The organism is Salinispora vitiensis, assembly GCF_000378825.1.
Classification (GTDB): Bacteria; Actinomycetota; Actinomycetes; order Mycobacteriales; family Micromonosporaceae; genus Micromonospora; species Micromonospora vitiensis.
The window spans coordinates 2,991,604-3,014,804 of sequence record NZ_KB900388.1 but is presented as its reverse complement, the minus strand read 5'-3'; the positions used below and the strand labels follow the sequence as shown (position 1 = coordinate 3,014,804).

The 23,201-nt window shown below is 67.8% G+C and carries 27 protein-coding genes and 6 pseudogenes; 13 read left to right on the top strand and 20 right to left on the bottom strand.

What is annotated here, in order from left to right; all coding sequences use genetic code 11:
- Positions 1 to 151: 151 nt before the first annotated feature.
- Both SALPAC2_RS0114075 and SALPAC2_RS0114070 read right to left on the bottom strand, forming a co-directional pair.
- On the bottom strand, positions 152 to 631 hold the full coding sequence (locus tag SALPAC2_RS0114075) for a YqeB family protein (protein WP_033662052.1): 480 nt from the start codon (positions 629 to 631) through the stop codon (positions 152 to 154).
- Positions 632 to 1,118: 487 nt separating this feature from the next.
- Positions 1,119 to 1,535 carry a hypothetical protein gene (locus SALPAC2_RS0114070; RefSeq protein ID WP_018217279.1) on the bottom strand — a complete coding sequence of 139 codons (417 nt, stop codon included), beginning with the start codon at positions 1,533 to 1,535 and terminating at the stop codon, positions 1,119 to 1,121.
- 494 nt (positions 1,536 to 2,029) lie between these two features.
- Between SALPAC2_RS0114070 and SALPAC2_RS0114065 the strand changes: the two genes are divergently transcribed.
- Complete coding sequence (locus SALPAC2_RS0114065) at positions 2,030 to 2,896, top strand: NAD(P)H-binding protein (protein WP_033662057.1); 867 nt, start codon at positions 2,030 to 2,032, stop codon at positions 2,894 to 2,896.
- Between the two features lie 196 nt (positions 2,897 to 3,092).
- On the opposite strand, the gene SALPAC2_RS0114055 is transcribed toward SALPAC2_RS0114065, so the two are convergent.
- Positions 3,093 to 3,506, bottom strand: coding sequence for a RidA family protein (locus tag SALPAC2_RS0114055; protein WP_018217276.1), 414 nt, complete (start codon positions 3,504 to 3,506; stop codon positions 3,093 to 3,095).
- 273 nt (positions 3,507 to 3,779) lie between these two features.
- A pseudogene (locus SALPAC2_RS26695) lies at positions 3,780 to 4,268 on the bottom strand (condensation domain-containing protein); the annotation flags it as partial.
- 243 nt (positions 4,269 to 4,511) lie between these two features.
- Here SALPAC2_RS26695 and SALPAC2_RS27920 point away from each other — a divergent pair.
- Entirely contained in the window at positions 4,512 to 4,796 is a 285-nt protein-coding gene (locus SALPAC2_RS27920) for a hypothetical protein (protein ID WP_223874153.1), read from the top strand.
- Here SALPAC2_RS27920 and SALPAC2_RS0114040 read toward each other — a convergent pair.
- Together SALPAC2_RS0114040 and SALPAC2_RS28195 are read right to left on the bottom strand one after the other, a co-directional pair.
- Entirely contained in the window at positions 4,753 to 5,430 is a 678-nt protein-coding gene (locus SALPAC2_RS0114040; protein ID WP_018217273.1) for a response regulator, read from the bottom strand. The two genes, SALPAC2_RS27920 and SALPAC2_RS0114040, sit on opposite strands and share 44 nt — an antisense overlap.
- Positions 5,427 to 6,620 (bottom strand): sensor histidine kinase, encoded by a 1,194-nt coding sequence (locus SALPAC2_RS28195; protein ID WP_018217272.1) that lies wholly within the window; start codon positions 6,618 to 6,620, stop codon positions 5,427 to 5,429. Before SALPAC2_RS28195 ends, SALPAC2_RS0114040 begins: the two co-directional genes overlap by 4 nt.
- 111 nt (positions 6,621 to 6,731) lie before the next feature.
- Between SALPAC2_RS28195 and SALPAC2_RS0114030 the strand changes: the two genes are divergently transcribed.
- From SALPAC2_RS0114030 to SALPAC2_RS26180, 4 genes are all read left to right on the top strand, one after another.
- A complete protein-coding gene (locus SALPAC2_RS0114030) occupies positions 6,732 to 7,649 on the top strand; it encodes an ABC transporter ATP-binding protein (RefSeq protein WP_026184729.1) in 918 nt (305 codons plus the stop codon).
- The gene (locus SALPAC2_RS0114025; RefSeq protein WP_018217270.1) at positions 7,646 to 8,488 is read left to right on the top strand and encodes an ABC transporter permease; all 843 of its coding nucleotides are present in this window, start codon (positions 7,646 to 7,648) and stop codon (positions 8,486 to 8,488) included. The genes SALPAC2_RS0114030 and SALPAC2_RS0114025 overlap by 4 nt, the downstream gene beginning before the upstream one ends.
- 75 nt (positions 8,489 to 8,563) lie before the next feature.
- On the top strand, positions 8,564 to 8,824 hold the full coding sequence (locus SALPAC2_RS0114020) for a PLDc N-terminal domain-containing protein (RefSeq protein WP_018217269.1): 261 nt from the start codon (positions 8,564 to 8,566) through the stop codon (positions 8,822 to 8,824).
- Positions 8,825 to 8,956: 132 nt separating this feature from the next.
- Positions 8,957 to 9,103 (top strand): hypothetical protein, encoded by a 147-nt coding sequence (locus SALPAC2_RS26180; RefSeq protein WP_397540882.1) that lies wholly within the window; start codon positions 8,957 to 8,959, stop codon positions 9,101 to 9,103.
- A 49-nt stretch (positions 9,104 to 9,152) separates the two neighbouring features.
- On the opposite strand, the gene SALPAC2_RS0114010 is transcribed toward SALPAC2_RS26180, so the two are convergent.
- Positions 9,153 to 9,800 carry a LysE family translocator gene (locus SALPAC2_RS0114010; protein WP_018217268.1) on the bottom strand — a complete coding sequence of 216 codons (648 nt, stop codon included), beginning with the start codon at positions 9,798 to 9,800 and terminating at the stop codon, positions 9,153 to 9,155.
- A gap of 35 nt (positions 9,801 to 9,835) precedes the next feature.
- The gene (locus SALPAC2_RS27310; protein WP_018217267.1) at positions 9,836 to 9,976 is read right to left on the bottom strand and encodes a hypothetical protein; all 141 of its coding nucleotides are present in this window, start codon (positions 9,974 to 9,976) and stop codon (positions 9,836 to 9,838) included.
- An 84-nt stretch (positions 9,977 to 10,060) separates the two neighbouring features.
- Between SALPAC2_RS27310 and SALPAC2_RS27900 the strand changes: the two are divergent.
- Positions 10,061 to 10,229 (top strand): annotated as a pseudogene (locus SALPAC2_RS27900) (NAD-dependent epimerase); the annotation flags it as partial.
- Between the two features lie 101 nt (positions 10,230 to 10,330).
- Here the strand turns inward: SALPAC2_RS27900 and SALPAC2_RS0114000 are convergent.
- From SALPAC2_RS0114000 to SALPAC2_RS26955, 3 genes are all read right to left on the bottom strand, one after another.
- A complete protein-coding gene (locus tag SALPAC2_RS0114000; RefSeq protein WP_018217266.1) occupies positions 10,331 to 12,091 on the bottom strand; it encodes an ABC transporter ATP-binding protein in 1,761 nt (586 codons plus the stop codon).
- Positions 12,088 to 13,893 (bottom strand): ABC transporter transmembrane domain-containing protein, encoded by a 1,806-nt coding sequence (locus tag SALPAC2_RS0113995; RefSeq protein WP_018217265.1) that lies wholly within the window; start codon positions 13,891 to 13,893, stop codon positions 12,088 to 12,090. Before SALPAC2_RS0113995 ends, SALPAC2_RS0114000 begins: the two co-directional genes overlap by 4 nt.
- A gap of 148 nt (positions 13,894 to 14,041) precedes the next feature.
- Positions 14,042 to 14,164 (bottom strand): LysR family transcriptional regulator, encoded by a 123-nt coding sequence (locus SALPAC2_RS26955; protein WP_223874154.1) that lies wholly within the window; start codon positions 14,162 to 14,164, stop codon positions 14,042 to 14,044.
- Positions 14,165 to 14,434: 270 nt separating this feature from the next.
- Between SALPAC2_RS26955 and SALPAC2_RS24815 the strand changes: the two genes are divergently transcribed.
- Entirely contained in the window at positions 14,435 to 14,914 is a 480-nt protein-coding gene (locus SALPAC2_RS24815) for a hypothetical protein (RefSeq protein WP_018217264.1), read from the top strand.
- 11 nt (positions 14,915 to 14,925) lie between these two features.
- Here SALPAC2_RS24815 and SALPAC2_RS0113985 read toward each other — a convergent pair whose 3' ends face one another.
- Positions 14,926 to 15,912: a hypothetical protein gene (locus tag SALPAC2_RS0113985; RefSeq protein ID WP_018217263.1), complete on the bottom strand. Its 987-nt coding sequence runs from the start codon at positions 15,910 to 15,912 to the stop codon at positions 14,926 to 14,928.
- A gap of 78 nt (positions 15,913 to 15,990) precedes the next feature.
- Between SALPAC2_RS0113985 and SALPAC2_RS0113980 the strand changes: the two genes are divergently transcribed.
- Entirely contained in the window at positions 15,991 to 16,212 is a 222-nt protein-coding gene (locus tag SALPAC2_RS0113980) for a hypothetical protein (RefSeq protein ID WP_018217262.1), read from the top strand.
- A gap of 11 nt (positions 16,213 to 16,223) precedes the next feature.
- On the opposite strand, the gene SALPAC2_RS0113975 is transcribed toward SALPAC2_RS0113980, so the two are convergent.
- Entirely contained in the window at positions 16,224 to 16,913 is a 690-nt protein-coding gene (locus SALPAC2_RS0113975) for an N-acyl homoserine lactonase family protein (RefSeq protein ID WP_026184728.1), read from the bottom strand.
- A gap of 73 nt (positions 16,914 to 16,986) precedes the next feature.
- On the opposite strand from SALPAC2_RS0113975, the gene SALPAC2_RS26170 reads away from it, so the two are divergent.
- From SALPAC2_RS26170 to SALPAC2_RS28510, 4 genes and pseudogenes are all read left to right on the top strand, one after another.
- Complete coding sequence (locus SALPAC2_RS26170; RefSeq protein ID WP_162173369.1) at positions 16,987 to 17,208, top strand: NUDIX domain-containing protein; 222 nt, start codon at positions 16,987 to 16,989, stop codon at positions 17,206 to 17,208.
- 541 nt (positions 17,209 to 17,749) lie between these two features.
- Positions 17,750 to 18,064, top strand: a complete 315-nt coding sequence (locus SALPAC2_RS0113970; RefSeq protein WP_018217260.1) for a nuclear transport factor 2 family protein — start codon at positions 17,750 to 17,752, stop codon at positions 18,062 to 18,064.
- A gap of 22 nt (positions 18,065 to 18,086) precedes the next feature.
- Positions 18,087 to 18,584, top strand: a complete 498-nt coding sequence (locus tag SALPAC2_RS0113965; protein ID WP_018217259.1) for a GNAT family N-acetyltransferase — start codon at positions 18,087 to 18,089, stop codon at positions 18,582 to 18,584.
- Positions 18,585 to 18,618: 34 nt separating this feature from the next.
- A pseudogene (locus SALPAC2_RS28510) lies at positions 18,619 to 18,675 on the top strand (hypothetical protein); the annotation flags it as partial.
- Between the two features lie 55 nt (positions 18,676 to 18,730).
- On the opposite strand, the pseudogene SALPAC2_RS28190 reads toward SALPAC2_RS28510, so the two are convergent.
- The 7 genes and pseudogenes from SALPAC2_RS28190 to SALPAC2_RS27305 all read right to left on the bottom strand — a co-directional run.
- A pseudogene (locus SALPAC2_RS28190) lies at positions 18,731 to 19,012 on the bottom strand (transposase); the annotation flags it as partial.
- Complete coding sequence (locus SALPAC2_RS24810) at positions 18,955 to 19,572, bottom strand: IS256 family transposase (protein ID WP_018217258.1); 618 nt, start codon at positions 19,570 to 19,572, stop codon at positions 18,955 to 18,957. The pseudogene SALPAC2_RS28190 and the gene SALPAC2_RS24810, both read right to left, overlap by 58 nt.
- 90 nt (positions 19,573 to 19,662) lie before the next feature.
- Positions 19,663 to 19,788: pseudogene (locus SALPAC2_RS28505) on the bottom strand (IS110 family transposase); the annotation flags it as partial.
- Positions 19,789 to 20,653: 865 nt separating this feature from the next.
- Positions 20,654 to 21,205 (bottom strand): annotated as a pseudogene (locus SALPAC2_RS0113950) (transposase); the annotation flags it as partial.
- Positions 21,120 to 21,719 (bottom strand): reverse transcriptase/maturase family protein, encoded by a 600-nt coding sequence (locus SALPAC2_RS28500; protein WP_223874159.1) that lies wholly within the window; start codon positions 21,717 to 21,719, stop codon positions 21,120 to 21,122. The pseudogene SALPAC2_RS0113950 and the gene SALPAC2_RS28500, both read right to left, overlap by 86 nt.
- A gap of 585 nt (positions 21,720 to 22,304) precedes the next feature.
- On the bottom strand, positions 22,305 to 22,613 hold the full coding sequence (locus tag SALPAC2_RS26145) for a hypothetical protein (protein WP_263404679.1): 309 nt from the start codon (positions 22,611 to 22,613) through the stop codon (positions 22,305 to 22,307).
- A gap of 293 nt (positions 22,614 to 22,906) precedes the next feature.
- Positions 22,907 to 23,194 (bottom strand): ISAs1 family transposase, encoded by a 288-nt coding sequence (locus SALPAC2_RS27305; RefSeq protein ID WP_018217256.1) that lies wholly within the window; start codon positions 23,192 to 23,194, stop codon positions 22,907 to 22,909.
- Positions 23,195 to 23,201 lie beyond the last annotated feature (7 nt).

The window sequence follows — 23,201 nt, the reverse complement described above, 5'->3', positions numbered from 1 at the left end:
CCGGCTCTGCCAGCCTGCAACCTCAACCTAGGTAGAGGTCAACAAAAGATCGGTGAGCGCCCCGTCCAGCCAGCGTTTTTCGGAGAGCAGCGCGCCGGCCGCCGCATGCCCCGTGGCGGCAGCTCCGCGCGGCTACCGCCGCGGGGTCGGGTCAGGGTCGCGCGCCAGCGTCGCTCTCCCGCCAGGGGTAGCCGTACTCCCGCAGCACCGTCCCGGTCCGCCCGGGCTTGCTCTCCAGCGGGCCGCGGACGACTTCCCGGGCCGCTCGGTCGACGACCACCAGTTGCTTGCCTTCCAGGAACACGGCGGCCACGTCGGCGCGGGAGACGTGGCTGGTGGCGCCGCTCTTCTCCACGGTTAGCGCCTCACGAGTCACCGTGAGGCGCACCGTGTCGCGAAGCGCCTTCTGAGCGGTCGCCAGCCCGAGGAACACACCGGCTCCAGCGCCGACCACCATGCTCAGGACCGGGTTCAGCGAACCAATCGACTGAAGGGGCCCGCGCAGCGGCATCCAGTACGGCTCGGCGGCGACCTCCGCGAGCCATGTCAGGACGGGAAGGGCGACCGCACAGCCGATGACCACTGCGATGAAGAGCACAGCCAGGTCACCGGTAGACAGGCCGAGACGCACGCTGTCAGCCGAGTCACGACTACCTGTTGCGCGATCATTCATGCCCAATCGCCCCATTCGCCACGTGGCTGTGACTAATCGCTATCGTAACGACCACTCGCACGCGTCGCGTTCTGCCCATCCACTGTGACGTATTAGCCGGATCGGGGCCGCCGACAGACCCGTCAGCCGTGGTCGACCAGCTCGTACGCCGCCCGGGGTGTGGCAGTGCGGCGGGCACTGTGCGATGACAGTCGCCAGTGTGGACGCTTTCTACGTGCCCAGCCGGTGGAGGACCGTCTCGCGTCCCGCTCAGTCTTCGCTGTCGCCGGGAAGAGCGAGCCACCACGAGTTACTGCGGACCCACTCGACGGTACGCGGTAGCCCGTCCCGCGAATCGGTGGTGTAGCGCCATTCCAGAGGCGTGCAGACTTTGCTGGACCAGATCAGCGCCGGACGGTCACCCTCACCGATCGAGGGCGTCGGAGAGGGTGACCGTCCCGCCGGCTCAGACTGCGGCTGCCGGGTCGGCCGGCGCTGGTGCGGACCGTCGCGCGGAAGTGCGGCGCCGCCAGTAGTGGACAGTGCAGATCCACACCAGTGGTCCCCACAGTACGAGCGGTAGGTAGGTAACCCAGAAAACCACCGCCTGCCCGTCGCTGAACTGCATGACCCCCAGGTCGCCGTTCAGTTTCCGGCCTAGGACCAGCATCAGGAAGGCGTACGGCCACAGGACGGTGCAGATCGTGGCGCCGATCGCGGCTGGTACGACCGCAGCGAGTACCGGTATGCGCCGCCCGCCGAGACCGGGGACCCAGCGCGGGACGACCTCACCCCAGACCGCGACCAGGCCGACCGTCAGTAGTGCGAGCAGTTCGCTGACGATACTCAGGGTTATCACGTACCCCGGACCGTCCCACACCACCGGACCACGTCCTCCGGGTGGCGGCGTCTCCTCCATGAGATGGACGCCTGCCGGGACGAGAGCGATGCGCCAGATGCCAGAGGGAAGGACCGTGAGAGGGACGGCATAGGCGCACCACACCACCCACCTAGGAACTCCGTCCACAATCCGGCCGTGTGGAAATATCACTCAAATACTCCTGTCGGGCGCGCTCTTATGAGGGTCAATCGGAATTTCTGGAGGGTCCTCACCGAGCCACGCTATACCGAGACGTCGATGGCGGCGTAGTCATGCGCCCTGCTTCGACGATGGCCACGAAGACTTTCAACTCCCGCTCGTGCATCGGGTCAGTCCCCCGGTTGTGGCATGGGGATAGTTAACTTGGCCTGGCTGACGGCCTCGCCCCTCGATCTTGTGTCAAGGTGGTGATCGCTATCGCAGGCGGTCTGCCCCCCGCCAACGCAGCCCCTGACGGGTCATGTTTCCGTGATACTGGGTAGCCATTGGGAGCGATGATGAGGATCCTTGTGACCGGTGCGACGGGTTTCGTCGGCCGCAACGTCCTGCCGCAGTTGGTGTCCGCCGGCGTCGACGTCCGCGCGCTGACCCGCGACCCCGCTAGGGCAAAAGTGCCAACCGGCGTGGAGCTGGTCCGCGGCGACCTGAGCCGGCCGGACTCGTTGACGGAGGCGCTCGAAGGCGTCGAGCGGATGTACCTCTTCCCGGCACCGGAGACCGCGTGTGAGGTGGTTGCCCGCGCCGTGAAGGCCGGCGTGCGGCGCATCGTCGTGCTGTCGTCGGGGGCGGTGACCACGGGCTACGACACCGAATTCCACCTGCCGGTCGAGCGGGCAGTCGAGGAGTCCGGCCTGGAGTGGACTCATGTCCGGCCCGGCGAGTTCGCGACCAACACCCTGCACATGTGGGCGCCGTCGATCCGTGCCGAGAACGCGGTGTACGACCCGCGTCCGGACGCCGTCGGCCTACCGACGCACGAGCGTGACGTCGCCGATACCGCTGCACTCGCGCTACTCGAAGACGGGCATACAGGTAAGGCCTACACCATCGTCGGGCCGCAGCCGCTCACTCACGCCGAGCAGCTAGACGCGATCGCAGCGGCGGTTGGGCGGAAGCTGTCCTTCAAGGACGTCACCACGCAGGAGGCCTTGGCGCACTACCAAGCGCTCGGTGGCTGGGCAGCAGCGAACGCACCGTTCCTGCTAGGTCTCGTTCCGTACTCCAACGAAGAAACGATGCCGGAGGCCGAGCACCGGGACGACAAGGACACGGTGGAGCAGCACCACACGGCCGAGAGTGTGACCAACCGGCCCGGGCGCACGTTCGCGCAGTGGGCTCAGGACCACGTCGGCGACTTTCGCTGACGCGCCCTGAAATCCGGCTGCTTCCCTGTACGTCGCTGTCAGTTCCCCGACCTTCCGAGCATCCACCGAGCACCCCCGGGGCGCTGCAGCAACACCACGAGGTCGGCTGCGGTCCCGGATCCCCGCAGCCGGAAGTGGATGCGGTAGCCGTCGGGTTGGGCCAAGGTCTGGACGCCGTGGATCGTGGAGCCGGTGATCACTGTCGGCTCACGATGGTCGGAGTGTCTTCGGCGCAGGCGATGGCTTCGATCTCGACGCGCAGGTCAGGCGTGGCCAGACCGGCGACGGTCATGACGGTCATGCAGGGCCGCAGGTCGTTCAGCCATGCGCTCAGTCGCTTCCTCCGACGGTCTAGGTCGATCTCGCCGACGAGGTAGATCGTTAGCTTGACCAGGTCCTCCGGACGCATGCCGGCAGCCGCCAGGTTGGCCGCTACGTTCTCCAACGCCAGGCCGAACTGCTCGATCGGATCGTCGGGAAGCTCACCGGCGGGCGTCATCCCGACCTGGCCGGAGAGCACGAGCCACCTGACCGACCCCGTGATCTCCGCCTGATGGGAGTAGGCGGCGAGCGGCGCTGCGATCTGCGGGGGGTTGCGGAAGGCTTTCATGATGCTCCATCTCAGATAGGCGGGTGCCGCCGGGTACGGAGGTGTTCGGTGCATTTTCTGTGGACACCTCCGCGGAGGCGGGAAATTCGGTGTAGTTGAACAGCGCGGCGTAGCGAAGCTCACCGGCCGTCGCCGCCGAGGCGGCGCATTCGTGATGGGCGACCGCACGCATTTCGGACGCGAACACCTGCTCGGTGATCTCCAGCCACGTCTGCGTGCGATCCGTACCCGGTGGGGTCGGAACTGAAGGAACATCCCGACCAGCGCTTCGGCGTCTTCGGTTTCCGGGCGGCCGTGGGTGAACACGCCGCTCACGACGTCCGAGTCGCCGGGGAGTAGCGCCAGCACGCGCAGGTGGGCCGCCAGTAGTACGTGCTTGAGCGGAAGGCCGACGCGGTGAGCCACTTCCTGTAGCTGCGCCTCCCGGGCCTCAGGGACGGCCAGGGCCGTCTCCGCCCAGCGTCCGTCGCTACCGTCGGAGCGGTAGCAGGGCAGAGTTGATCCGAGGCGATCCGCGAGGACGCCACGCCAGAAGTTCCGAGATTCCGTCGATGCGCGTGATGCCACCTCCGCCGTGACGTAGTCCCGGAACGCGTCGGACCGCCGCTCGGCAGCGGTCCGGTGGGCAGCGAATCTGATGAGCCCCGGTCGGCCCCAGTCGAACCCGGAACCGCGCTCGAACCATTCGTTGGCTGTCTCGGTGTTTCCGACCGCGTCCAGGACGGTGCGGGAGGGCTCGACTGAGGCGTGGACGAGTTGCATCGGAACGGGTGACGCCTCCAGGTGGAACGCGGTACGCATGGTTTCGCAGGAGTCGATCATACGGCGCAGTTGGGCACGAAGCACCACCTGAGCTCCCGGCATGAGCGAACTGGCCGGCATCGCCGTGCGCACGCCGCATCGCTGTCAGGGCCTCGCGGGCGCGATCACCACCTCACCGAGCGGCTCTTCGCAGCCGGTGTGGATCTCGCTTGGCTGCTGCGCAAGAGGGCCGGGATGCGGTACATGATGAACGCGATAGGCCTGGACGTCGGCGCCCGGGCGGTCCGCGGGTCGCACGGCCGGCTGCCCGGCGATCCGCGTGACGAACCGGTGCTGATCTGCACCGACCCGGCGTACGGCCGGGAGGGTTTCGCCGCGACCGAGGTCAAGGATCTGCTCCTGTGCCTGGCCGGTCTGGCCGGATGGCACGGGATGCCGGCCCCACGTGGTATGTGTCCATGTCTTTCGTGGGTGGCCGAACGGATCAGTGGGCGCTCGGCCGTACCAATCCCGACTCGTACGCGGTGATCACCAGCTGCGCGCGGTCCCGGACACCCAGCTTGCTCAGCAGCCGGGTGATGTGCGTCTTCACCGTTCCCACGCCCAGGTGCAGGTGCTCGGCGATCTCGGTGTTCGACAGCCCGCGGGCGATCAGGCCGAGCACCTCACGCTCGCGTTCGGTGATCATGTTCAGCCCGCGCGGTGTGGCCGGCTCGCCCTGCCCGGTGAAAGTGGCGATCAGCCTCCGGGTCACCCGCGGGGCCAGCAGCGCCTCCCCGGCGGCCACCAGCCGGATGCCGTTGAGCAGTTCCGCCGCCGTGGCGTCCTTGACCAGGAAGCCACTGGCGCCGGCCCGGAGCGCGGAGTACACGTATTCGTCCAGGTCGAAGGTGGTCAGGATGAGCACCTTCACGTCCGCGGTCGCCGGTGCCGAGCAGATCTGCCGAGTCGCCTCGATGCCATCCATCTTGGGCATCCGGACGTCCATCAGCACCACGTCCGGCCGAAGCTGCCCGGCCATCCGGACGGCCTCGGCGCCGTTGCACGCCTCGCCCACCGGCGTGTAACCGGGGGAGACGTCGAGCAGCGCCCGGAAACTCTCCCGCATCAGGGCGTGGTCGTCGGCGAGGAGCACGGCGACGTCCGGCGCAGCCTCGGTCATGCGATCTCCTCGTTCGCGGTGTACGGGATGTCGGCGGTGACGCGGAAGCCACCCTCGGGACGGGTCTCGGTGGACAGCGTGCCGCCGTACATCGTCACACGCTCGCGCATGCCGACGAGCCCCTGCCCCGCACGGCCCCGGTTCTGCCTACGGCCCCGGCCGTTGTCGCTCACCTCGATGTGCGCCACGCCGTCCGCCGCCCGCACCGTCACCCGGCACCGGCTCGCCTCCGCGTGTTTCATCACGTTGGTCAGCGACTCCTGGACGATCCGGTAGACGGTCAGCCCGACCGCCGTCGGCAGGTCCTCCGTGCCGCTCACCGCCAGGTAGACCCGGAACCGCGGCGACTGCAGCCGTTCGACCAGATCGGCCAGGTTGGCGGCGCCGGGGGAGGGCGTCAGCTCCACGCCCTTGTCGTCGTCGGCGCGCAGCACATCCAGCAGCCGCCGGATCTCGGTGAGCGCCGACCGGCTGGTCTTCTCGATGGTCTGCAGCGCGGCCCGGCTCTCGGCCGGCCGCTCGTCGGCGATGTGGTTGGCCACGGTCGCCTTCACCGCGATCAGGCTCAGGCTGTGGCCCACGATGTCGTGCAGCTCGCGGGCGATTCGCAGCCGCTCGTCCGCGACCGCGTCCCGGGCCGCTCGGCGGGCGTGATCGGCGCGGATCGCCCGCCGCCACCGGACCAGCCGGCCGATGACCCAGGCCGTGACCATGCTGACGACGACCACGCTCAGCTCGACCTGCCACCACAGCGGCACTTCGCTGTCCGGAGCGTCGGCAGGGGTGGTGCCGGTACGCGAGTAGAGCCACGGGATGGTGACCGCGCTGGCGGCCACGGTCCCGATCAGCGCGACCGCAGACATCACCCGGCGGGCCGTGGCCGCCGCGGAGTACAGCATCGGCGCGATCGGCAACCAGGTCATGATGAGGACGCCTATCCCGGCCGCACCGGCGGCGGTGGCGACCGTGACGGCCGTGACCGCGACGGCCCATGCCGGAAGCGGCCATCGGCGACGGACCACCAGGGGCAGACAGGCCGCCGAGGCGGCCAGCCACGCCACCCCCGCCGATTCGGTGATCCGCGGTCCCGGTGGGTCCAGCGTGGCGGTGGTGATGAAGTACGTCAGCAGGACGGCGGCAGCGGCGTCGATCAATGTTCGGCGCATCTCGAATCCGAAGAGCCGGGTCACGCGGCCACGCTATACCGATCGGTCTGGATCGGACGTATGACCCAGGTCAGACCCGAAGTTCCGACCTTGGTCAGACGCGCCGGAACCCTTCGCGTTGAGACCTTTGACCACATGATCGAGCTGGTAGAGCTGACCAAACGATACGGATCGACACTGGCGGTGGACCGGTTGTCCTTCGAGGTTCGCCCGGGCGTTGTGACCGGTTACCTCGGCCCGAACGGTGCGGGCAAGTCCACCACGATGCGAATGATGCTGGGCCTGCACCGCCCGACGTCGGGTCAGGCCCTGATCGGTGGCCGGCGCTACGACGAGATCGGTCACCCGCTGCACGAGGTCGGCGCCGTGCTGGATGCCGACGCCGCCCACCCCGGCCGAACTGCGTCAGTCCACCTAGGGTGTCTGGCTCGATCCAACGGCATCAGCAGGGCGCGGGTGAGCGCGGTGCTGGAACAGGTCGGGCTGTCGAATGTGGCGGACAAGCGGGTCGGTGGTTTTTCCCTCGGCATGAAGCAGCGTCTCGGTATCGCGGGCGCGCTGCTCGGCGATCCGGGCGTGGTGGTCCTCGACGAGCCGGTCAACGGCCTGGACGCTGCAGGCATCCGGTGGATCCGATCCACCCTGCGGTCGCTGGCTGCGGAAGGCCGCACGGTGTTGCTGTCCAGCCACCTGATGAGCGAGATGGCGGTCACCGTCGACCGGGTGCTGATCATCGGCAAGGGCCGGCTGATCGAGGACACCTCGGTCGCGGAGATGCGAGACCGGTTCGAACGCGACGTGCTGGTACGGACCCCGCGGGCGGCCGAACTCACCGCCGTGATCACTCGCCTCGGTTCCACCGTGACCATCACCGAGGACGGCGACCTGATCGCCGTCGGTATGGACGCCCCCGCCATCGGTGACGCCGCCGCGGCCGCCGGGATCCCGGTCCACGGCCTGACCCCGCGCAGCGCCACGCTCGAAGACGTCTACCTAGAAATGACCGACGAGGCCGCCGAGTACCGGGCCACCACCGAAGGGATCACCCGATGACCATCGTCCAGATCCGCCCGGTCCCCGCTGCCCCGGCGGACACGACGGCTCCCGTCCGCTCCGGCGCCTTCCGCGACGCGGTCGCCGCCGAGTTCCTCAAGGTCCGCACGCTCCGATCGACGTGGGCGTTCCTGGGCGGCGGGGTAGCCGCGTCCCTGCTCGGCGCGCTCATCCTGTTCATGCTGGTGGGGGCCTACGACGCCGCCAGCCCCGCCGACAAACTCAAGTACGAGACCGCCGACCCGACAGTGGTCACCATGCCGTTCGTGATGTTCTTCGTCGGCGCAATCGGTGCCATGCTCATCACCAGCGAATTCGGCACCCGATCCCTGGGGCCGTCCCTCCTCGCCGTCCCGCAACGCCGTACTCTGATCGGCGCCAAAGCCACCGTCGCCGGCCTCATCGGCCTGACCAGCGGTGCCGTGTTCGTCCTGTTCGCCTTCGTCGACGCCCGGCTCCTGCTCGGCGACCGGCCCGCACCCATCAACCCCTGGCCGCAGTGGACCGATGCCATCCCCACCGTCCTCTGCTCCACCCTCGTCGTCATGGCCACCACCCTGGTCGCGATGGGCCTCGGCGCCCTGCTCCGCTCCACCGCCGGCACCCTCACCACCCTCGGCTCGCTGGTCCTGGTCGCCCCGATCTTCGCCCACTTCCTGCCCACCGTCTGGCAGTTGCGCCTCGCGTCGATCCTGTTGCCCAACCTCACCCCGCAACTGGCCGGCAGCAACCACCCGTACCTGCTCTCCCCGGGTGGCGCCGTCGCCGTCGTCGCCGGCTACGTCCTGCTCGCCCTCGGCGCCGGCGCGATCACCTTCCACCGCCGGGACACCGCCTGACCCCTTTCCCGGGCACGGCGCCCCAGACCCGACCGCTCCGCTTTCTTTGCTCCGACGAACACGAAGGATCGAGAAATGACCGCATTCGCCGCTAGCGCCCCGCTCGCCGCCGCTGACCTCGCGCAGACTTTCGGCGGCATCGCCTTCTGGGGCACCCTTCTGGCCATCAACGTGATTCTCTTCGGCGCCGCCCTGGTCAGCATCTCCCGGACGCAGCTGAGTTCCCGCTCCCGTAGGCGCTGGATCTGGCTGGTCGTCCTGGCCCCGGGGATCGGCATCATCCTCTGGTTCGCTTTCGGCCGCCCAGCTACCCGCAACCGCCCCAGCAACGCCTGATCCGAAGACTCCCGCCGCGCGGCTTCCCTCGGCGCCGCAGCGGGACGATCTGGGGGCCCGCCGATACCGGCGGGGCCCCGGTTTCGTGTCCCCGATCCCCGTCCCCTTCGCGCCTACCGCGGCAACCCCGACGTGATTATCCCGTACCGCAAACCCGCCGACGGCAACGAACTTCCCGACTGGAAACAGGATCTGAACAGGCAACACCGCACCGTTCATACATGGACCGACACCGCATCCGGCATCGCCCACCTCCACAACGTCATCCTCGCCGGCTGACACCAACACCATTGCCAGACAACGCCCCCACCGAGGTGCGAGACATCCCTTAGCGAGGCGCTGATGCGTGCGTGCGGTCGAAGGCCATACTGGCCGCCAGACCCATGAGCACGACCCCCATCGTGTAGCGCTGCGCCCGCAGCCACGCCGGCTTGCGGGCGAGGAAGGAGGCCACCGAGCCCGCAATAAGCACGATCAAGCAGTTGACTGTCAGCGCCACCGTGATCTGGATCAGTCCCAAGGCCAGGCTCTGCCCGCCGACTCCGCCTTTGTCCAGGTCGACGAACTGCGGGAGCAGCGACACATACAAAACCGCGATCTTGGGATTGAGCAGGTTGGTCACCAGACCCATCGTGAACAGCTTCCTCGGTCCGTCGACGGGCAGATCCTTGGGCTCGAACGCTGATCTGCCGCCAGGCTTGACCGCATTCCACGCCAACCAGAGCAGGTAGCACGCACCCGCGATTTTGAGAGCCGTGTACATCGCCGGGACCAACGCGAACACCGCGGAGACGCCGGTCACCGCGGCGAGTAGGTACAGGAAGAAGCCCACCGCGACGCCGAGCAGGGAGATCAGGCCCGCCAGACGGCCCTGGGTGATCGACCGGGAAACTAGGTAGATCATGTTCGGACCCGGGGTAAGCACCATCGCCAGAGCGACAACCGCGATTCCCAGTCCTGCGTCGATACCGATCACGTGCGGCCTTCCTATTGTGTCACTGACGGTCGGAATCAATCCTGTCGCTCGTCAGAAATCCAATGTGTACGCAGCTCCGGGCGCAGTTCGAGGTGCAGCGGATCACGGAACACCCGAGAGAGAATGCCGATCGGCAAGGGTACCAGGAAGTAGACCAGGGGCCACCGGAATTTCATGATCAATCCTCACGTTCTTAGTGGTCGTCCATCAGTCCGAAGTGATCTTGGCGCACGAATTGCCCTGTTCGTGCCATGCCGGCTGGCCCGAACGAATACGTTGGCCGCCCGGCCTGGTGGCTGACCCGCGCCGCCGGTGGTGGCCGGCTCCTGGCGCCCAGCGGAGCGGCCTATCCAGCCGGTCGACGTACGCGACGTCGCCGCGTTCGCCCTGGTCTGCGCGGAGGACGGGAAGGTCCACGGCTCGTTCAATGCGGGGTCCCTTCGGCGGAGGGTAGCGGGACACAAAGGAGGCAGGAACGTGAGAACGTTCCCCGGTCCTAGCCGGGAGGCGTTCTCGTGGAGGGGAGCGGCTCAGCCTTCGCCGTTCCAGGAGCGCCACAGGGCGGCATAGGGCCCGTTCGCGGCGGTGAGCTCGTCGTGCGTACCGAGCTCGACGATGCGGCCCGCCTCCATGACCGCGACGCGGTCGGCGTCATGGGCGGTCTGCAGACGGTGTGCGATGGCGATGACGGTGCGATCCGAGCGGACGGCGGCCATGGCCCGCTCGGCCTGACGGGCGGTCGTGGGATCCAGCAGGGCCGTCGCCTCGTCGAGGACCAGCGTGTGCGGATCCGCGAGCTGGACCCGGGCGAGCGTGAGCTGCTGCGCCTGGGAGGCTTCTAGCTCGACCCCGCCCGCGCCCAGCACGGTGTCGAGCCCGTCGGGGAGGTTCCGTACCCAGTCGGCCTCCATCATGGCGAGCGCCTCGAGGACGGCCTCGTCGTCGGCGTCCGGAGCCGCCATCGTCATGTTTTCCCGGAGGGTGCCGATGAACACATGGTGTTCCTGAGTGATCAGGACGATACGGGTGCCCAGCTCACCGGATGCGGCCAAATCGGCGACTTTCACACCGCCGACCAGCACATCTCCGGCGTCCGGCAGGTCTACCCCGGACAGTAGCCTGCCGAGGGTGGACTTGCCGGCTCCCGAGGGACCGACCACCGCCAGCCGCTCACCCGGTCGTACCTGTAGGCCGACATCGCTCAGCACATCCCGCGCGCCCGTGTAGGAGTAGCGCACCCCGCTGACCGTGATGCGGTCGTTTTCGGGCTTCCGGACCTCGGACCGCGGCTGCTGCGCCATCAGGCCGACGCCCTTGATCCGGGCGAACGATGCACCGCTGCGCTGGAGCTGCTCGACCCAGGCGAGCGCCCGGTCGAGGGGGTCGACCAACTGCCACATGTACAGGCTGCCGGACACGACCGCGCCCAGGCTTAGCGTCCCGTTCAGGTAACTGAGGCCGCCCACCAGCAGGATGAGCGCCATGGGCAGCGAGTGGGCGAACTCGGTGACGGGGAACAGCACGGTACGCAGCCGCAGGGTGCGCACGCCCGCGGCGTACGTCGTGTCGACGGCCTTGTCGATCGCACCGTTCTGCCGGCGGCGCAGCCCGAACGCCTCGACGGTCCGGGCACCGTGGGCGGTGGAGTTCAGGGCTTCGGCCACGCCGCCCGCGGCCGCCCCCTCGGCGAGGTAGGCGTTCCGCGCGCGGGCGAGGTACCAGCGGCTGACCCACCACACCATCGGCAGGCCGACGAGCGAGCAGAGCCCCATGAGGGGGTCGAGGAGGAACACGGCCACGAAGATGAACAGCACCTGGACGCCGGCGATGAACACTTCCGGCGCCGCGTTGCGCAGCGTGGCGGCCACCGTGCTGACGTCGAGCGAGGAGCGCGTCACCAGGTCGCCGGTGCTCACCCGGTCGACGACACGCGCCGGGAGCGCGAGCGCGCCGACGATGACTTCCTCACGGAGCCGGGCGAGCGCGCGCTCGCCGAAACGGTGCGAGAAGTAGCGTGCATAGCGGATCAGGACCAGCTGCGCCAGGGCGAAGGCGAGGACGGCGGCCGCCATTCCGTCCACCTGCGAGACGGTCATGTCCCCGGCCTCGATCCGGGTGACGATCCGGCCCAGCAGCCATGGGCCGGCCAGTCCCGCGAGAGAGGCGAGGCAGGTCAGGACGAGAATGCCCGCCATGGACCGCCCGTCGTCCTTCAGGAGCCGCCAGCTGGCCCGCCGTACCGTCGCGGCATCGGCGACCGGAAGGGTCCTGGCCTCGTCGATACGGCTCATCGGGAGTCTCCTTCTCGGGCGGGCGCCGTACTGGCCGCGGGGACGCCCTCGCTGTCACCGCGGAACACGAGCGCCGCGTATCCGGGCTGGGTGGCGAGCAGTTCGCTGTGACTGCCGGCGGCCGCCACCTTGCCGTCCACTAGGTGGACGACCTCGTCCGCATGTCCGAGCAGGAGGGGGGAAGTGCCGACGACGAGGGTGGTGCGCCCCTGGCGGAACGCGCCGACCCGGGTCGCGACCGTGGCCTCGGTGTGCGCGTCCAGGGCCGAGGTGGGCTCGACGAGTACCAGTACCTCGGGATCGGCGAGCAGTGCCCGCACGAGACGGAGCCGCTGGCGCTGCCCACCCGAGACGTTGCGGCCCTGGTTGTCGAGAAGGGAGTCAAGGCCGTCGGGCGTTGACGCAACGATGTCCTGTGCCACGGCGGCGTGCAGCGCTCGCTCGATCTCCTCGGGGGAGTGGTTGTCGTGAACGGACAGGGCGGTTCGCAGTGGTCCGCCAAAGAGGTAGGAGTCGTTGTCGGATACTAGAAGCCGGCTCCGCAGCGAGGCGAGCTCGATGTCGGACAGCCTCGTGCCGCCCCAGGTGGCGTCGGATTTCTGGTAGCCCGCCAGCCGATCGACCACGGCCCGCGCCTGGTCGGGCCGGGCGCTGACGAGGGCGGTCAGCCGTCCGGGCCGCAGGGTCAGCCCGGACGCCGGGTCGTGCAGCGGGGCGGGTCCGGTGGGCGCGGCCACCCGGGCGCCGTGCTGGTCGGAATCCGGCGCCAACGCCAGGATGTTGACCACGCGCCGGGCGGACACGAGGCCGCGGGGAAGGTCGTCCGCACCCTCGATGAAGAAGGAGACCGGGACCAGGAGCGCCGCCACGTACCCGTACACGGCCACCAGCTCACCGACCGTGATCGAACCCTCGGCCGCCATGCGGGCGCCGAGCCATGTCACCAGTGCCAGGAAGAGGAGCGGCAGACAGGCGCCGAGCGCCTGTACCCAGCTTGTGAGCGAGGCCACCCGGTACCCCAACGGGACCAGGGCCTGCGAGCGTTCGCGGTAGCGCCGTGCGAAGAGCGGCTTGCCGCCTATGCCGTTCAGCACGCCCAGCCCGGTGACCATGTCACCGGCGAGGGCGGTCAGTACGCCTTGCTGTTCCCGGTGGTCGCCCTCGGCCCCGTGCAGCCGTTCCAGGAGGGGGCCGACGGTCACCGCGAGGAGCGGGACGCCGAGCAGGACGACGACCGCCAGCACGGCTGAGATGGTGAATAGGAGGACGGCGGTGGCGATGTAGGCGATCGCCGCGCCGACCCCCGGGCCCGTGATGGTCAGGGTCTGCGCGATTCGGCTGACGTCGCCGGCCTGCAGGTGGGCCAGTTCGCCCGCCGAGACATGACGCGGGAGGGTGGAGCCGAGACGGGTGACATGCCGGGTGATGACTTGCACGGTTCGGTAGGCCGCGTCGACCCGTATGAAGGTCATGGTGCGGTGGCGGAGAATCCCGAGGACCGCGATGGCGGCTCCAGCCATGAGGACCGCGGCCACCCAGCCGGCCAGCGCGTCGGTGTCCCGCGCACGCAGCCCCTCGTCGATCGTCCTGGACATGAGGTAGGGGGGCAGCATCAGGGCGCACATCCAGGTGCTGCCCCACAGGGAGCCGAGCAGGACCCGTTTGCGCTGCCGCACCGTCAGCCACCACAGGTAGCGCATCGGGCTGCGGTGATCGGGCTCCCCGGGATCGCTGTAGGGAACCCGGCGCGCACCACCGGGCAGGTCTGGTCCGTCGGTCATCTCGGTCGTCCCCTCAACCACGAGCCGACGATGTCGGCGGGCCACGTCGTCTCTTGCTCTGCCCGCTGGGTACCGGGGCCGGGCCGGGTGGCCGGGCCGGTGTTCGGGGCGTGCTAAAGCTTGGCACAGCGCGTTGGTTCATCCACATAGCGCTATGCATTGGAAATAGCTATCTACTATGGACACTGTGTTGCGTTGCCGTGGGCTGGCTAACCTTCAGCAACTCCGGTGCGCCGGCGAAGGACCCCTGCTGGACCACAGCGGCGAAGGCCCGAATCGACTGGATACTCATGCCCTGCCTGCAGATGACCGGTGACGGGGGTCAGCGGACACCCCGCACAGCCGACTTGATGGCGACGACGACAGCGCGCGATCTGGGGCTGGGCACTCCGGCCATATAGGACTATGATCATCGCCGGTCAGCACTTCCGGAGGTGTAGATAACTCTGTGAGTGTCGATCAACGCCAGGCAGGGGTGGCTATGACCGGTTCGTCGTAGCCGCCCCTCAGATCACCATCACTGGAGGATGCAATGGGGACGGGTAGACGAATCATCGGTGCTATGGCCACCCTGGTTGTGACGCTCGGGGTTGCTGCTACGCCGGCGCACGCGGCGCCGGCGACACCGTCGGGGAGCGCCCCGGTGGTAGCCACGCCGGTACCGGCAGGGTCCGCGCTGGTGGCGGGACCGACGTACCACTTCACGGACGAGGCGAGGGCGGCCGGCGACATGTCGGTTTTGGCGGACAGCCTGCCGTTCAACTACACCTTCGAGTACGAGGCGTCGTTGGAAGGCCGGCGGTTCAATACGACGACCACCCAGGTGTGCAACACCACACAGGTGTACAGCACTGCGGACATCAAGATAGAACTGTGGGTCGACACGTTCGGCTGGGATGTCCAGCAGGGCGCTACCGTCAGTTACGCTGGGGGTAAAACCAGTCACTACTGCTGGACCGGCGTGAACAGCAACAACACCTACTACTTGAAGTTCCTCAATGGCTGGGCGCAGGGCAAGGGCAGCGTCGCCGACAGCCAATGAGGCACCGCGTCTCACAATAGGCAGGAGCCGTCCGGGTCGGGGCGGCCCCTCCGCGTATGTCGTCTAACGAGCGGGTGGACCATGATGTTCACTTGTCGCGCCGTGGCGAGGTTCGCCGTAGCGGTCAGCCGCACCGGGGAGAGGCGAGAGACGTGCCCGACGGTCAGGGCGCCGACGCGGTTGTCGCACTGGGCGGGGTCGGGCACCAGTACCCGGTTGCCGATGTCCACGTTCGCGTCTGCCGGCAGGTTCCGCAGTCGCAGGCCGGTGCCGTCATCGGCTACCTGGCCGGAGTGGTCGCTGATGTCGGTATAGGCAGGACTGACGAACCCGACCGTGGTAGACGCTCTGATGGTCACTTGACCGGTGCTGGTGTCGACTGCGGAGACCTGGCCCACCAGCCCGTCGCCGGTGGCCGCCAGTTGACCCGGCTTCACGCGGCTGGTGTCGGTCACCGACACGGTCAGCGATTCAGGGCCTGCGGCGGTGACCTGCGCGGCTATCGGCTCGGCGTCGCCGAAAGCGCCACCGTCAGCCGCAGTCCCGAAGACCCGGGTCTTACCGTGGAATCCCGTGATTGTGGTGGTTAACGCCGTCGACGAAATCGGCAGTGGCTGCACACGCACCTGCCCGGGGCTGCCACTGTCGCCGTCGCGTAACTCTTGATCGACCGTCGTACTCGACACCTGCACCGAGGTCACGCCCGGCATCGCCAGCACGATCGCATTGGCGCCCCAGTAGTCCCCGCTGGCTGCCCCGACCGGCCCTTGCAGGCGAGCACTGACCAGGCTCACCACCTTGGTCGTGGCCGGATCCGGTGCCGACCAGTCGGCGCGCAGCACCAAGCCACTGCCGTCAGCACCACCTCCGGTGAAGAACCCGATCCTCGGCGTTCCCCAACCGTCGTACGGCTGCGCGATGACCACCAGACCCAGCGGGTCGGTGTGGGTGGCCAGGTGTGTGATGGGGAGACCTGCGGGCTGGACGACGATGGTCACGGGCAGGCCGGCGATGCGGTCGCCGGGTCTGCGGGGTGAACGGGTATCGGGAGGTGCGGCGGCAGTTCTGGCGGCGGATTGCGGAAGGCCTGTCGAGCGGTCACCGGCGAGGAGGAGGCCGCCGCGCTGCCCGGCGTGAAGCGGGTCAAGCTGATCTTCGACGTGGGCACGGTGGTGTCCGACGTCTACGACTCCGACTCGCGGGGCGTGGGCGTGCTCGCCGTCGGGGCCACCGGGGCGGAGGCGATCACGCGGAGCCGGGACGCGGTCTCCCGCCTGCACTTCGAGATAACCAGGTGAACGTGCCGCGGTCAGGGTAGCCAGACGGCCCGGTCGTGCGCGAACATCACGCGGGCCGGGTCGAGCCGCGCTATCTGCCGTACCCAGGCCGGCGCCGGATCCAGCGCCTCCGGGTGTCCGTCGGCGTCCGCGCGCAGGTTGGCGAAGTCGCCAGCGAACGCACTCGCGTCCCGGTGGCTCTGTCCAGCGAGGATCAGCGTCCCGTCGGAACGCCGCACCGCCAACGACTGGTGTCCGAGCGTGTGGCCCGGCGTCGGCAGGACGGTGACCCCGGGGACAATCTCCGTCTCGCCATCCAGCACCTCGTACGTCAGCCCCGGCGCGTCGACCAGCTCCGGAAGCGTGTAGTCCTCGGTGGTCCGGGCGGTTTCCAGCTCGGTGCGTTGCGTGAAGATCGGCCGACCGGCCAGGTCCGGATTGCCGCCGCAGTGGTCGTAGTGCAGATGGCAGTTGACCACCATGTCGATGTCGTCGATGGACCGTCCGATGTCGGCGAGCGCGGCTCGGATGTCCCGCCGCCGCGGCTGGTACCGTGCCTCGACCGACGGATGGGTGCCCATGCCGCTGTCGAAGAGGATCCGGCGTTCGTCATTCTCAAGCAGGTACCCGAGCACGGGTACGGCGGCAGGCGAGCCGCCGGTCTCGGCACTCGGTCGAATGACATATCCAAAATCAATGCGATACACCGAAAAGTCCTGCATCGCCTCATTGTTGCGGAGCGGTGCAACCATGCCGCGTCAGCAACACCGCCAACCGATGGAAGGATCTGCCGCGATGAGACAGGCAGCGCGTGCACTCGTGGTCGGTGCCACCGGTCGGATTCTGCTGCTGCTGACCCGCGACCCGAACCGTCCGGGCACTGATCCCTGGCGGGAGATGCCCGGTGGCGGGCTCAAGCCGGGCGAGGACGCCCCCACCGCACTCGTCCGGGAAAGGCGTCGTGCTCATCGTCCGACTCGAACAGGCCAGGCCGGGCCAGGCCGTCAACGGAGATGACCGGCCGGACTCCCTAACGGCGGGCCAGCTCGACGGCCGAGACACGCATCGCCGCCGGTGGCCCGGACGTACGCTCGATGTTGCTCGACATCCCAACCCACCTCCCGCAGCCGCGCGCTCCATCTTCACCCACACCGCCGTACGGAAGCACGGACTATCCACGCGGACTGATCTTGAACACAGGAGCCCGCAGGACTCACCCGACATCGACCCGCGCAACGCTGGCCCCGCGTACGCGTCATCGGCTGAAACCACGAACGGCACGGCATCCAACCCCGGACCCGACAAGCACACCAGAACAAGATCAAAACGGGACCGGACCCACTGAAGAACCCCCGAACAGGGGCGGACCCAGGGGATGCTCGTCGCACGAGCACCATCCGAGCACCCAACCGACCACAAGGGACAGAAAAGCGAAGGGGTCCGACCGCCATATCGACAGGTCAGACCCCTTACGATCTTGCGCGCCCGAAGGGATTCAAACCCCTAACCTTCAAGTCGACTCCGTCCGTAGAAAGCGCGTGGAGGATATTGTTCGCTTGTGGACGCCGGGGACGTGGCAGGGCTGGTCGACATTTTCGCCGCCGACGCGGTATACTCCCGGCCGGGCTATCAGCCACTGGTCGGCCGGGCGAACCTGGAACGCTTCTACCGCGAGGAACGGGTGATCAGGGGAGGCCACCACCAGATCCGTTCGATCCTGGTGGCTGGTGAAGAGGCCGCGGTGCACGGCATCTTCGACGGCACGCTGCGGGACGACTCGGAGGTTCATCTCCGATTTGCCGACTTCTTTGTCTTCACCGCCGAGCACACCTTTGCTCGGCGGGACACGTTTTTCTTCTCTCCGATGGTATGACCTGTCACGAGGTGAGGCGGCTATGATCGATTTTGGGCTGACGGACCGGGCGGGGCGCCTCGTGCGGCTGCGACCCATCGACGACGACAATTGGCGAGCGGTGGCGGACGTCGTACCCCGCGACGACCAACGGGACTTCGTCGCGCCGTCGGCCGCGCGATATGTGCTGCTCAGCATGCGTGGCGGGGTGTGGCAGTCCCTAGCGGTCTGTGCCGACGAGGAGGTCGTCGGCCATGTCATGTGGGGTTGGGACGACGACGATCAGAGGTACTGGATCGGTGGCATGGTAATCGACGCGTCGCGGCAGGGTGCTGGGCTGGGCCGGGCCACCGTACTGACCCTGGTGCGCTGGCTGATGGAGCGGTCCGACTGTCAGGGCGTCCGGCTGTCCGTACATAAGTCGAACGAACTGGCCCGCGGTCTCTACGGCTCGGTCGGCTTCCAGGAACTGGAGCTGGACGAGGACGGCGAGATCGTCGCGGAACTCACCCGCGAGCGGTTTCCGGACCCGGCGGCCTGACCCCGGCGCCACCCGGACCCCGTCCTACGGGCGGATCGCCAACGAGATCCGGGAGCGGATCAGGTCCGGTGACCTGGAGCCGGGCGACAAGCTGCCGTCGACATCCGAGTGGTGCGCCCAGTACGGCCTATCGACCGGTCCGCTTGCGCGTCACGACGCTGACCTGGCAGCATCTGCCCGGCCAGCTCCGATTTGGTGGCGAACTCAACCTCGTCGGGCACGCCGGCGCCCTGGCAGCGGTCCCGGTCGTCAGTCCACGACGCCGGTAGATACACCCGCCGGTCGATCAGGGTGGCTACATCTTCGACCCGGCGTAGGGAGTGTGTCGATTTCGATTTCCGTGTTTGGGCCTGTGGTGTGATCGAGGTTGTTAGATGGTGATCCGGTCGCCGTAGGCGAGGATCAGGGCGTTGAGGGCCTTGGCCCAACCGTAGACCCGGCCGGTGATGCTCCCACCGCCCCGGCGTTTCTGTTCGACGACGAGGTAGAGGACCTTCATCGCGGCCTGCTCGGTGGGGAAGTGCCCGCGCCGGCGGGCGGCTTGGCGGAACCGGGCGTTGAGGCTCTCGATGATGTTGGTGGTGTAGAGGACCTTGCGGACCTCGTGGTCGTAGTCCAGGAACGGCACGAACTGCGGCCACGAGGTCCGCCACAGCCGGATCACGGCCGGGTACTGGTCACCGAACTCGGCGGCGAACGCCTCGAACCGGGCCTCGGCCGCGGCCACCGTGGGGGCGGTGTAGATCTCCCGCAGGGCGGGGGTGATCTTCTGCCAGTCCTTGCGGTTGGTGTAGCGCAGCGACGCCCGCACCAGGTGCACGACGCACTGCTGGTGCACCGCCTGCGGCCAGACCTGCTCGATCGCGTCGGTCATGCCCTTGAGCCCGTCGGAGCAGACCATGAACACGTCCTCAACACCTCGGTTACGCAGCTCGGTGAGGTAGCCGGCCCACTGCTTGGCACCTTCCCCGCCGGTCCCGGCCCACATACCGAGTCTCCATGTGACTCCGGTTGATTTTGGCGGGCAGGGTGGTACGGCCGACGGAACAGGAGTCGCGTCGGCGGGGAGCGTGCTGGTTCAGGCTGCGGCGTGGATCGCCGGCGCCGGTCGGATAAAGGCCTTGCGGTCACGGATAAGCGCCCAGAGGACGTCGACGCGTCGTCGGGCGAGGGCGAGTATCGCTTGCCGGTGGTTCTTTCCTTCCGCACAAGCCGAACTCGGCCGGACCCACCCGGACGCATCGCCACACAGGGGACGCTCGTCGGACGAGCAGCCACTGAGCAGCCAAACGTCCGCAAGGGACGAGAATGCAGAGAGCCCGACCCGCGTTTCCGTAGGTCAGGCCCTCTTGATCTTGCGCACCCGAAGGGATTCGAACCCCTAACCTTCTGGTCCGTCGCCGCCGCCAAAGTTGTAGGTCAGACAGGTCACCTACGGCAGCAGGCAGCGCAGCTCGCGACCTTAGGCGCTAATGGTGTCGCTGTCGTATCTCGAACCGTCCTTAGCGCGCCAAGTTGCTTTGTACGAGCTGCCGCTTTCTCCCCAGTGGGTGAAATCGCAGTCGCTGCCCGCATGGAATTGGCCGGAGCAGCTCGAACGCGCAAGTTCGCCGTCCTCGTATACGGCAAGATCGCCGCTAATGTAGGTCCCGGAAATGTTGCCGACACTCGCCTCCACTCCGCCGCTACCGATCTTCGCGATACAGACGCTGAACGACACGCCACCAGGGCTGAAGGTGTTGCATACTGGCGCCGCCAGGGCAGGGGAGGCCGGCGCAAGAGCAAGTGACGCGGCGGTAGCCAGGCCCGCCGCAGAGGCCGTCAGCGCGGCCCTTTTCCCAGCACGAACAGTTCTGAACAGCATTTAAATCTCCGTTCTCGCAGAACCCAACGGTTCCATAGCGGATGGTTCCATAGCGGACAAACGGGGCGAATAAAATACTTCAAGATTCTTCCCCGTTTAGCTCCAATTGGGAGGATAGGGCATATGGTCCACTTCATCAAGCCCGCAGGCTCCTTAGTGGACTGCCGCGAGGAAAGGACCTGCGTAGTACGGTAGCCGCCAATTGCTAGCTGACCAGGGCGTATGCGCGGCTGAGCCGGGTACGTTGGTGGAACCAGCGTGAGCGGGCCTGGTGGCGGCGGCGCCAGATGCTCCAGTGTTGGGCGTGCTCGGGAGGTGCCGCCCGGTGCAGCGCTCTGGCCAGGAGTCGTCGTGTCTCGGGAACCGTGTAGGGGATCAGGCAGGGCTCGGCTGGTGGGGTCTGGTCGGGGGTGGCCGGTGGTGGTGCCTGGGTGTCGGCGCAGTCGCGGAGTTGGGCGGCGGCGACGGCGCAGACGGCGAGGGCGGTCATGACCAGTACGGTGTGTCGGCGGACCGCGGTGTAGAGGCGGACTTTGCACTGGTCCAGTCCGAACTGGTCCTTGCCGAACTCGAAATCTTCCTCGACGGGCCACCGTAGTCCCGCGGCGCGGATCAGCCGAGTCATGGTTGGGGGTTGCCCCTCGGGCAGGTAGCAGTAGTGGAAGGCCAGGTCACCGGTGCGTAGGTGCCGGCGTGCCAGCACCACGAGTCGGGGGCTGGCGGTGGCAATCTGCGCCCACGCGTACCACCGTTGGGTTGTCGACAACGACTTGGTAGGCGCGGTGGCGCCGACGCTGGACGCCTTGATGGTATTCAGGCAGCAGAGTCTGCTCGACGAACCAGTCCAACCGATCCAGGTAGATGTTCGACAAGACCCGTGACGCCACTCCGCCCTGCGGCGGGCCTGCAGGGCGTGGCGTGCCATCGCCAGTCCTGCAGGTACCCGACCGTGAGCATGTTGGACACCGACCGCAGGAACCGGCCGTCATGGATCTTCTCCGCCAGAATCTAGCCCATGACTGGTGATCGAGAGAGCCGGAGCAGTCGTAGATATCACCCTCAATGAACCAGTGCGTACCCTTCCAAACCTCGACCACCTCACTCAACGCGGCGTGGCAGCCCCGGCCCGGACGGAAACCGTGAGAACGGTCGGAGAACTGGACGTCGTAGTACGCCTCCAATAGCAGACGCACCACCTCAGCGACCAGTTCGTCCGACCACGTCGGCAGGCCCAGCGGGCGCGATCTCCCGTCGTTCTTCGGGATGTGCACACGCTTGACCGGCCGCCATCGGTAGCGCTCCCGACGTAGCACGTCGATGATCGCTTCGATCTTGGCTTCGCCCTGCGGTCCGGCTTTCCCGGCCTCCCTGGCGGGTCGTGACTCCCGCGACTACTACGGGCACTCCGCCGCCGTAGGACCTGCGTCCCGTAGGCGGTCCCGTGGTACGTCTTCGTCATACGTGTCGAGCCCGACGTAGGACGCCCACTCATTCCCTCACCGCCCTCGTTGGACGGTGCCCCACGCCATGGAGGTTGCATCGACCTCCGGGTTCATGCCGACGCACGACGCGGCATCGGTTTCAAGCGTAGTTCCGATGGATGCGCACATTCATCGCTGGGGATTGGGCTTCAAGCAATCCAGCCTTGGCCGTATCAGGCGGATCCCGTGACATGTCACCCCGGACGCCTCCAGACAACCGTCACGCTTCCGGCATGCTCTTGTCCCCTCGCGCTTTCGCGTCCAGGTAAGCCGGCAGCCCCAGGAACCTCCCTCCAGTTCCTCCCCGCTGCACGGGGGGATACAACGAAGCGCCTCACGGCGCACACCGGACGTGCGACTTTCACCGCATCCGGCTCAAGCAAGTCCCGTGGGTCGTCGCAGAGTGTAGGGCGCGGGGCCTGGTGCTGTGGGCATGTCCAGTGGCAATCGGCGTCGTCGGGGTGTGGCTATGCCCGGTTGGTGCGCCAGCTGCTGACGGCGGCGGTGAGTAGGTCCGGGTCCACGGCCTGTAGCAGCCGGCGGATCATCGCTTCTGACGGACGCCGGTCCGGGGATACCCAACGCGACCGCGGTTGCAGCCGGGACGTCGGCGATCCACTCGTCGATCGCGGTGTACGAGCGGTAGCCGGCCACCACGGCACATACCGCTGCGGTCACCACCACGGTCAACCGGTGCCGGACCCCACGGCGGGCGCGAGGATCCGGCAACTCCGCCAGCGCTGCGAGCAGCCCAGCAGCGGTTTCGGACACCGTGGCAGCCGGTGCGGTGGACACAGACGAGATCAGCGATGATGGCAGCGCGCGCGTGGCTCACTTCGGACGATCTGAATCAGTCATGCCCACCCTGCTACCGCCACCAAGGCGTGTCTACACCAACCACATCAAGCCGGACACCCTCACGACTTTCCCGGGGCCCTGCGACAGGGCCCCGGAGTAGTCCGGGAATGTCCGCTTGATCATGGGATGCCGTGGAGGTTGAGGGCGGCTGTGGGCGTGGTGTGAGCGCGGCGGGCGCTAGCGGTGTTGATCCAGCCGGTGAGGCGGAAGGTGCCGCGGATGATGTCGCGGAGGGTGGCCATGACGGCGGGGGTGTTGTGGGCGCGGACCTGGCTGGCGTCCTCGGCGAAGGTGACGTCTCTGATCCAGTGCACGCTGTTCCCGATGGTCCATTGTTCGCGGGCCCAGGCGGCGATCTCCTCGGGTCGGGCCTGGTGGGTGGGGAGGTAGGTGATCGCGTAGACCACTTCGCTG

What these genes read in the sequence shown, in the direction of transcription:
- SALPAC2_RS0114065 (WP_033662057.1), top strand. Translation starts at nt 2,030, where the DNA reads ATGAGGATCCTTGTGACCGGTGCGACGGGTTTCGTCGGCCGCAACGTC.
- SALPAC2_RS0114055 (WP_018217276.1), bottom strand. Translation starts at nt 3,506, where the DNA reads ATGAAAGCCTTCCGCAACCCCCCGCAGATCGCAGCGCCGCTCGCCGCC.
- SALPAC2_RS27920 (WP_223874153.1), top strand. Translation starts at nt 4,512, where the DNA reads ATGATGAACGCGATAGGCCTGGACGTCGGCGCCCGGGCGGTCCGCGGG.
- SALPAC2_RS0114040 (WP_018217273.1), bottom strand. Translation starts at nt 5,430, where the DNA reads ATGACCGAGGCTGCGCCGGACGTCGCCGTGCTCCTCGCCGACGACCAC.
- SALPAC2_RS0114030 (WP_026184729.1), top strand. Translation starts at nt 6,732, where the DNA reads ATGATCGAGCTGGTAGAGCTGACCAAACGATACGGATCGACACTGGCG.
- SALPAC2_RS0114025 (WP_018217270.1), top strand. Translation starts at nt 7,646, where the DNA reads ATGACCATCGTCCAGATCCGCCCGGTCCCCGCTGCCCCGGCGGACACG.
- SALPAC2_RS0114020 (WP_018217269.1), top strand. Translation starts at nt 8,564, where the DNA reads ATGACCGCATTCGCCGCTAGCGCCCCGCTCGCCGCCGCTGACCTCGCG.
- SALPAC2_RS27310 (WP_018217267.1), bottom strand. Translation starts at nt 9,976, where the DNA reads ATGAAATTCCGGTGGCCCCTGGTCTACTTCCTGGTACCCTTGCCGATC.
- SALPAC2_RS0114000 (WP_018217266.1), bottom strand. Translation starts at nt 12,091, where the DNA reads ATGAGCCGTATCGACGAGGCCAGGACCCTTCCGGTCGCCGATGCCGCG.
- SALPAC2_RS26955 (WP_223874154.1), bottom strand. Translation starts at nt 14,164, where the DNA reads ATGAGTATCCAGTCGATTCGGGCCTTCGCCGCTGTGGTCCAGCAGGGG.
- SALPAC2_RS24815 (WP_018217264.1), top strand. Translation starts at nt 14,435, where the DNA reads ATGGCCACCCTGGTTGTGACGCTCGGGGTTGCTGCTACGCCGGCGCAC.
- SALPAC2_RS0113975 (WP_026184728.1), bottom strand. Translation starts at nt 16,913, where the DNA reads ATGCAGGACTTTTCGGTGTATCGCATTGATTTTGGATATGTCATTCGA.
- SALPAC2_RS26170 (WP_162173369.1), top strand. Translation starts at nt 16,987, where the DNA reads ATGAGACAGGCAGCGCGTGCACTCGTGGTCGGTGCCACCGGTCGGATT.
- SALPAC2_RS0113965 (WP_018217259.1), top strand. Translation starts at nt 18,087, where the DNA reads ATGATCGATTTTGGGCTGACGGACCGGGCGGGGCGCCTCGTGCGGCTG.
- SALPAC2_RS24810 (WP_018217258.1), bottom strand. Translation starts at nt 19,572, where the DNA reads ATGTGGGCCGGGACCGGCGGGGAAGGTGCCAAGCAGTGGGCCGGCTAC.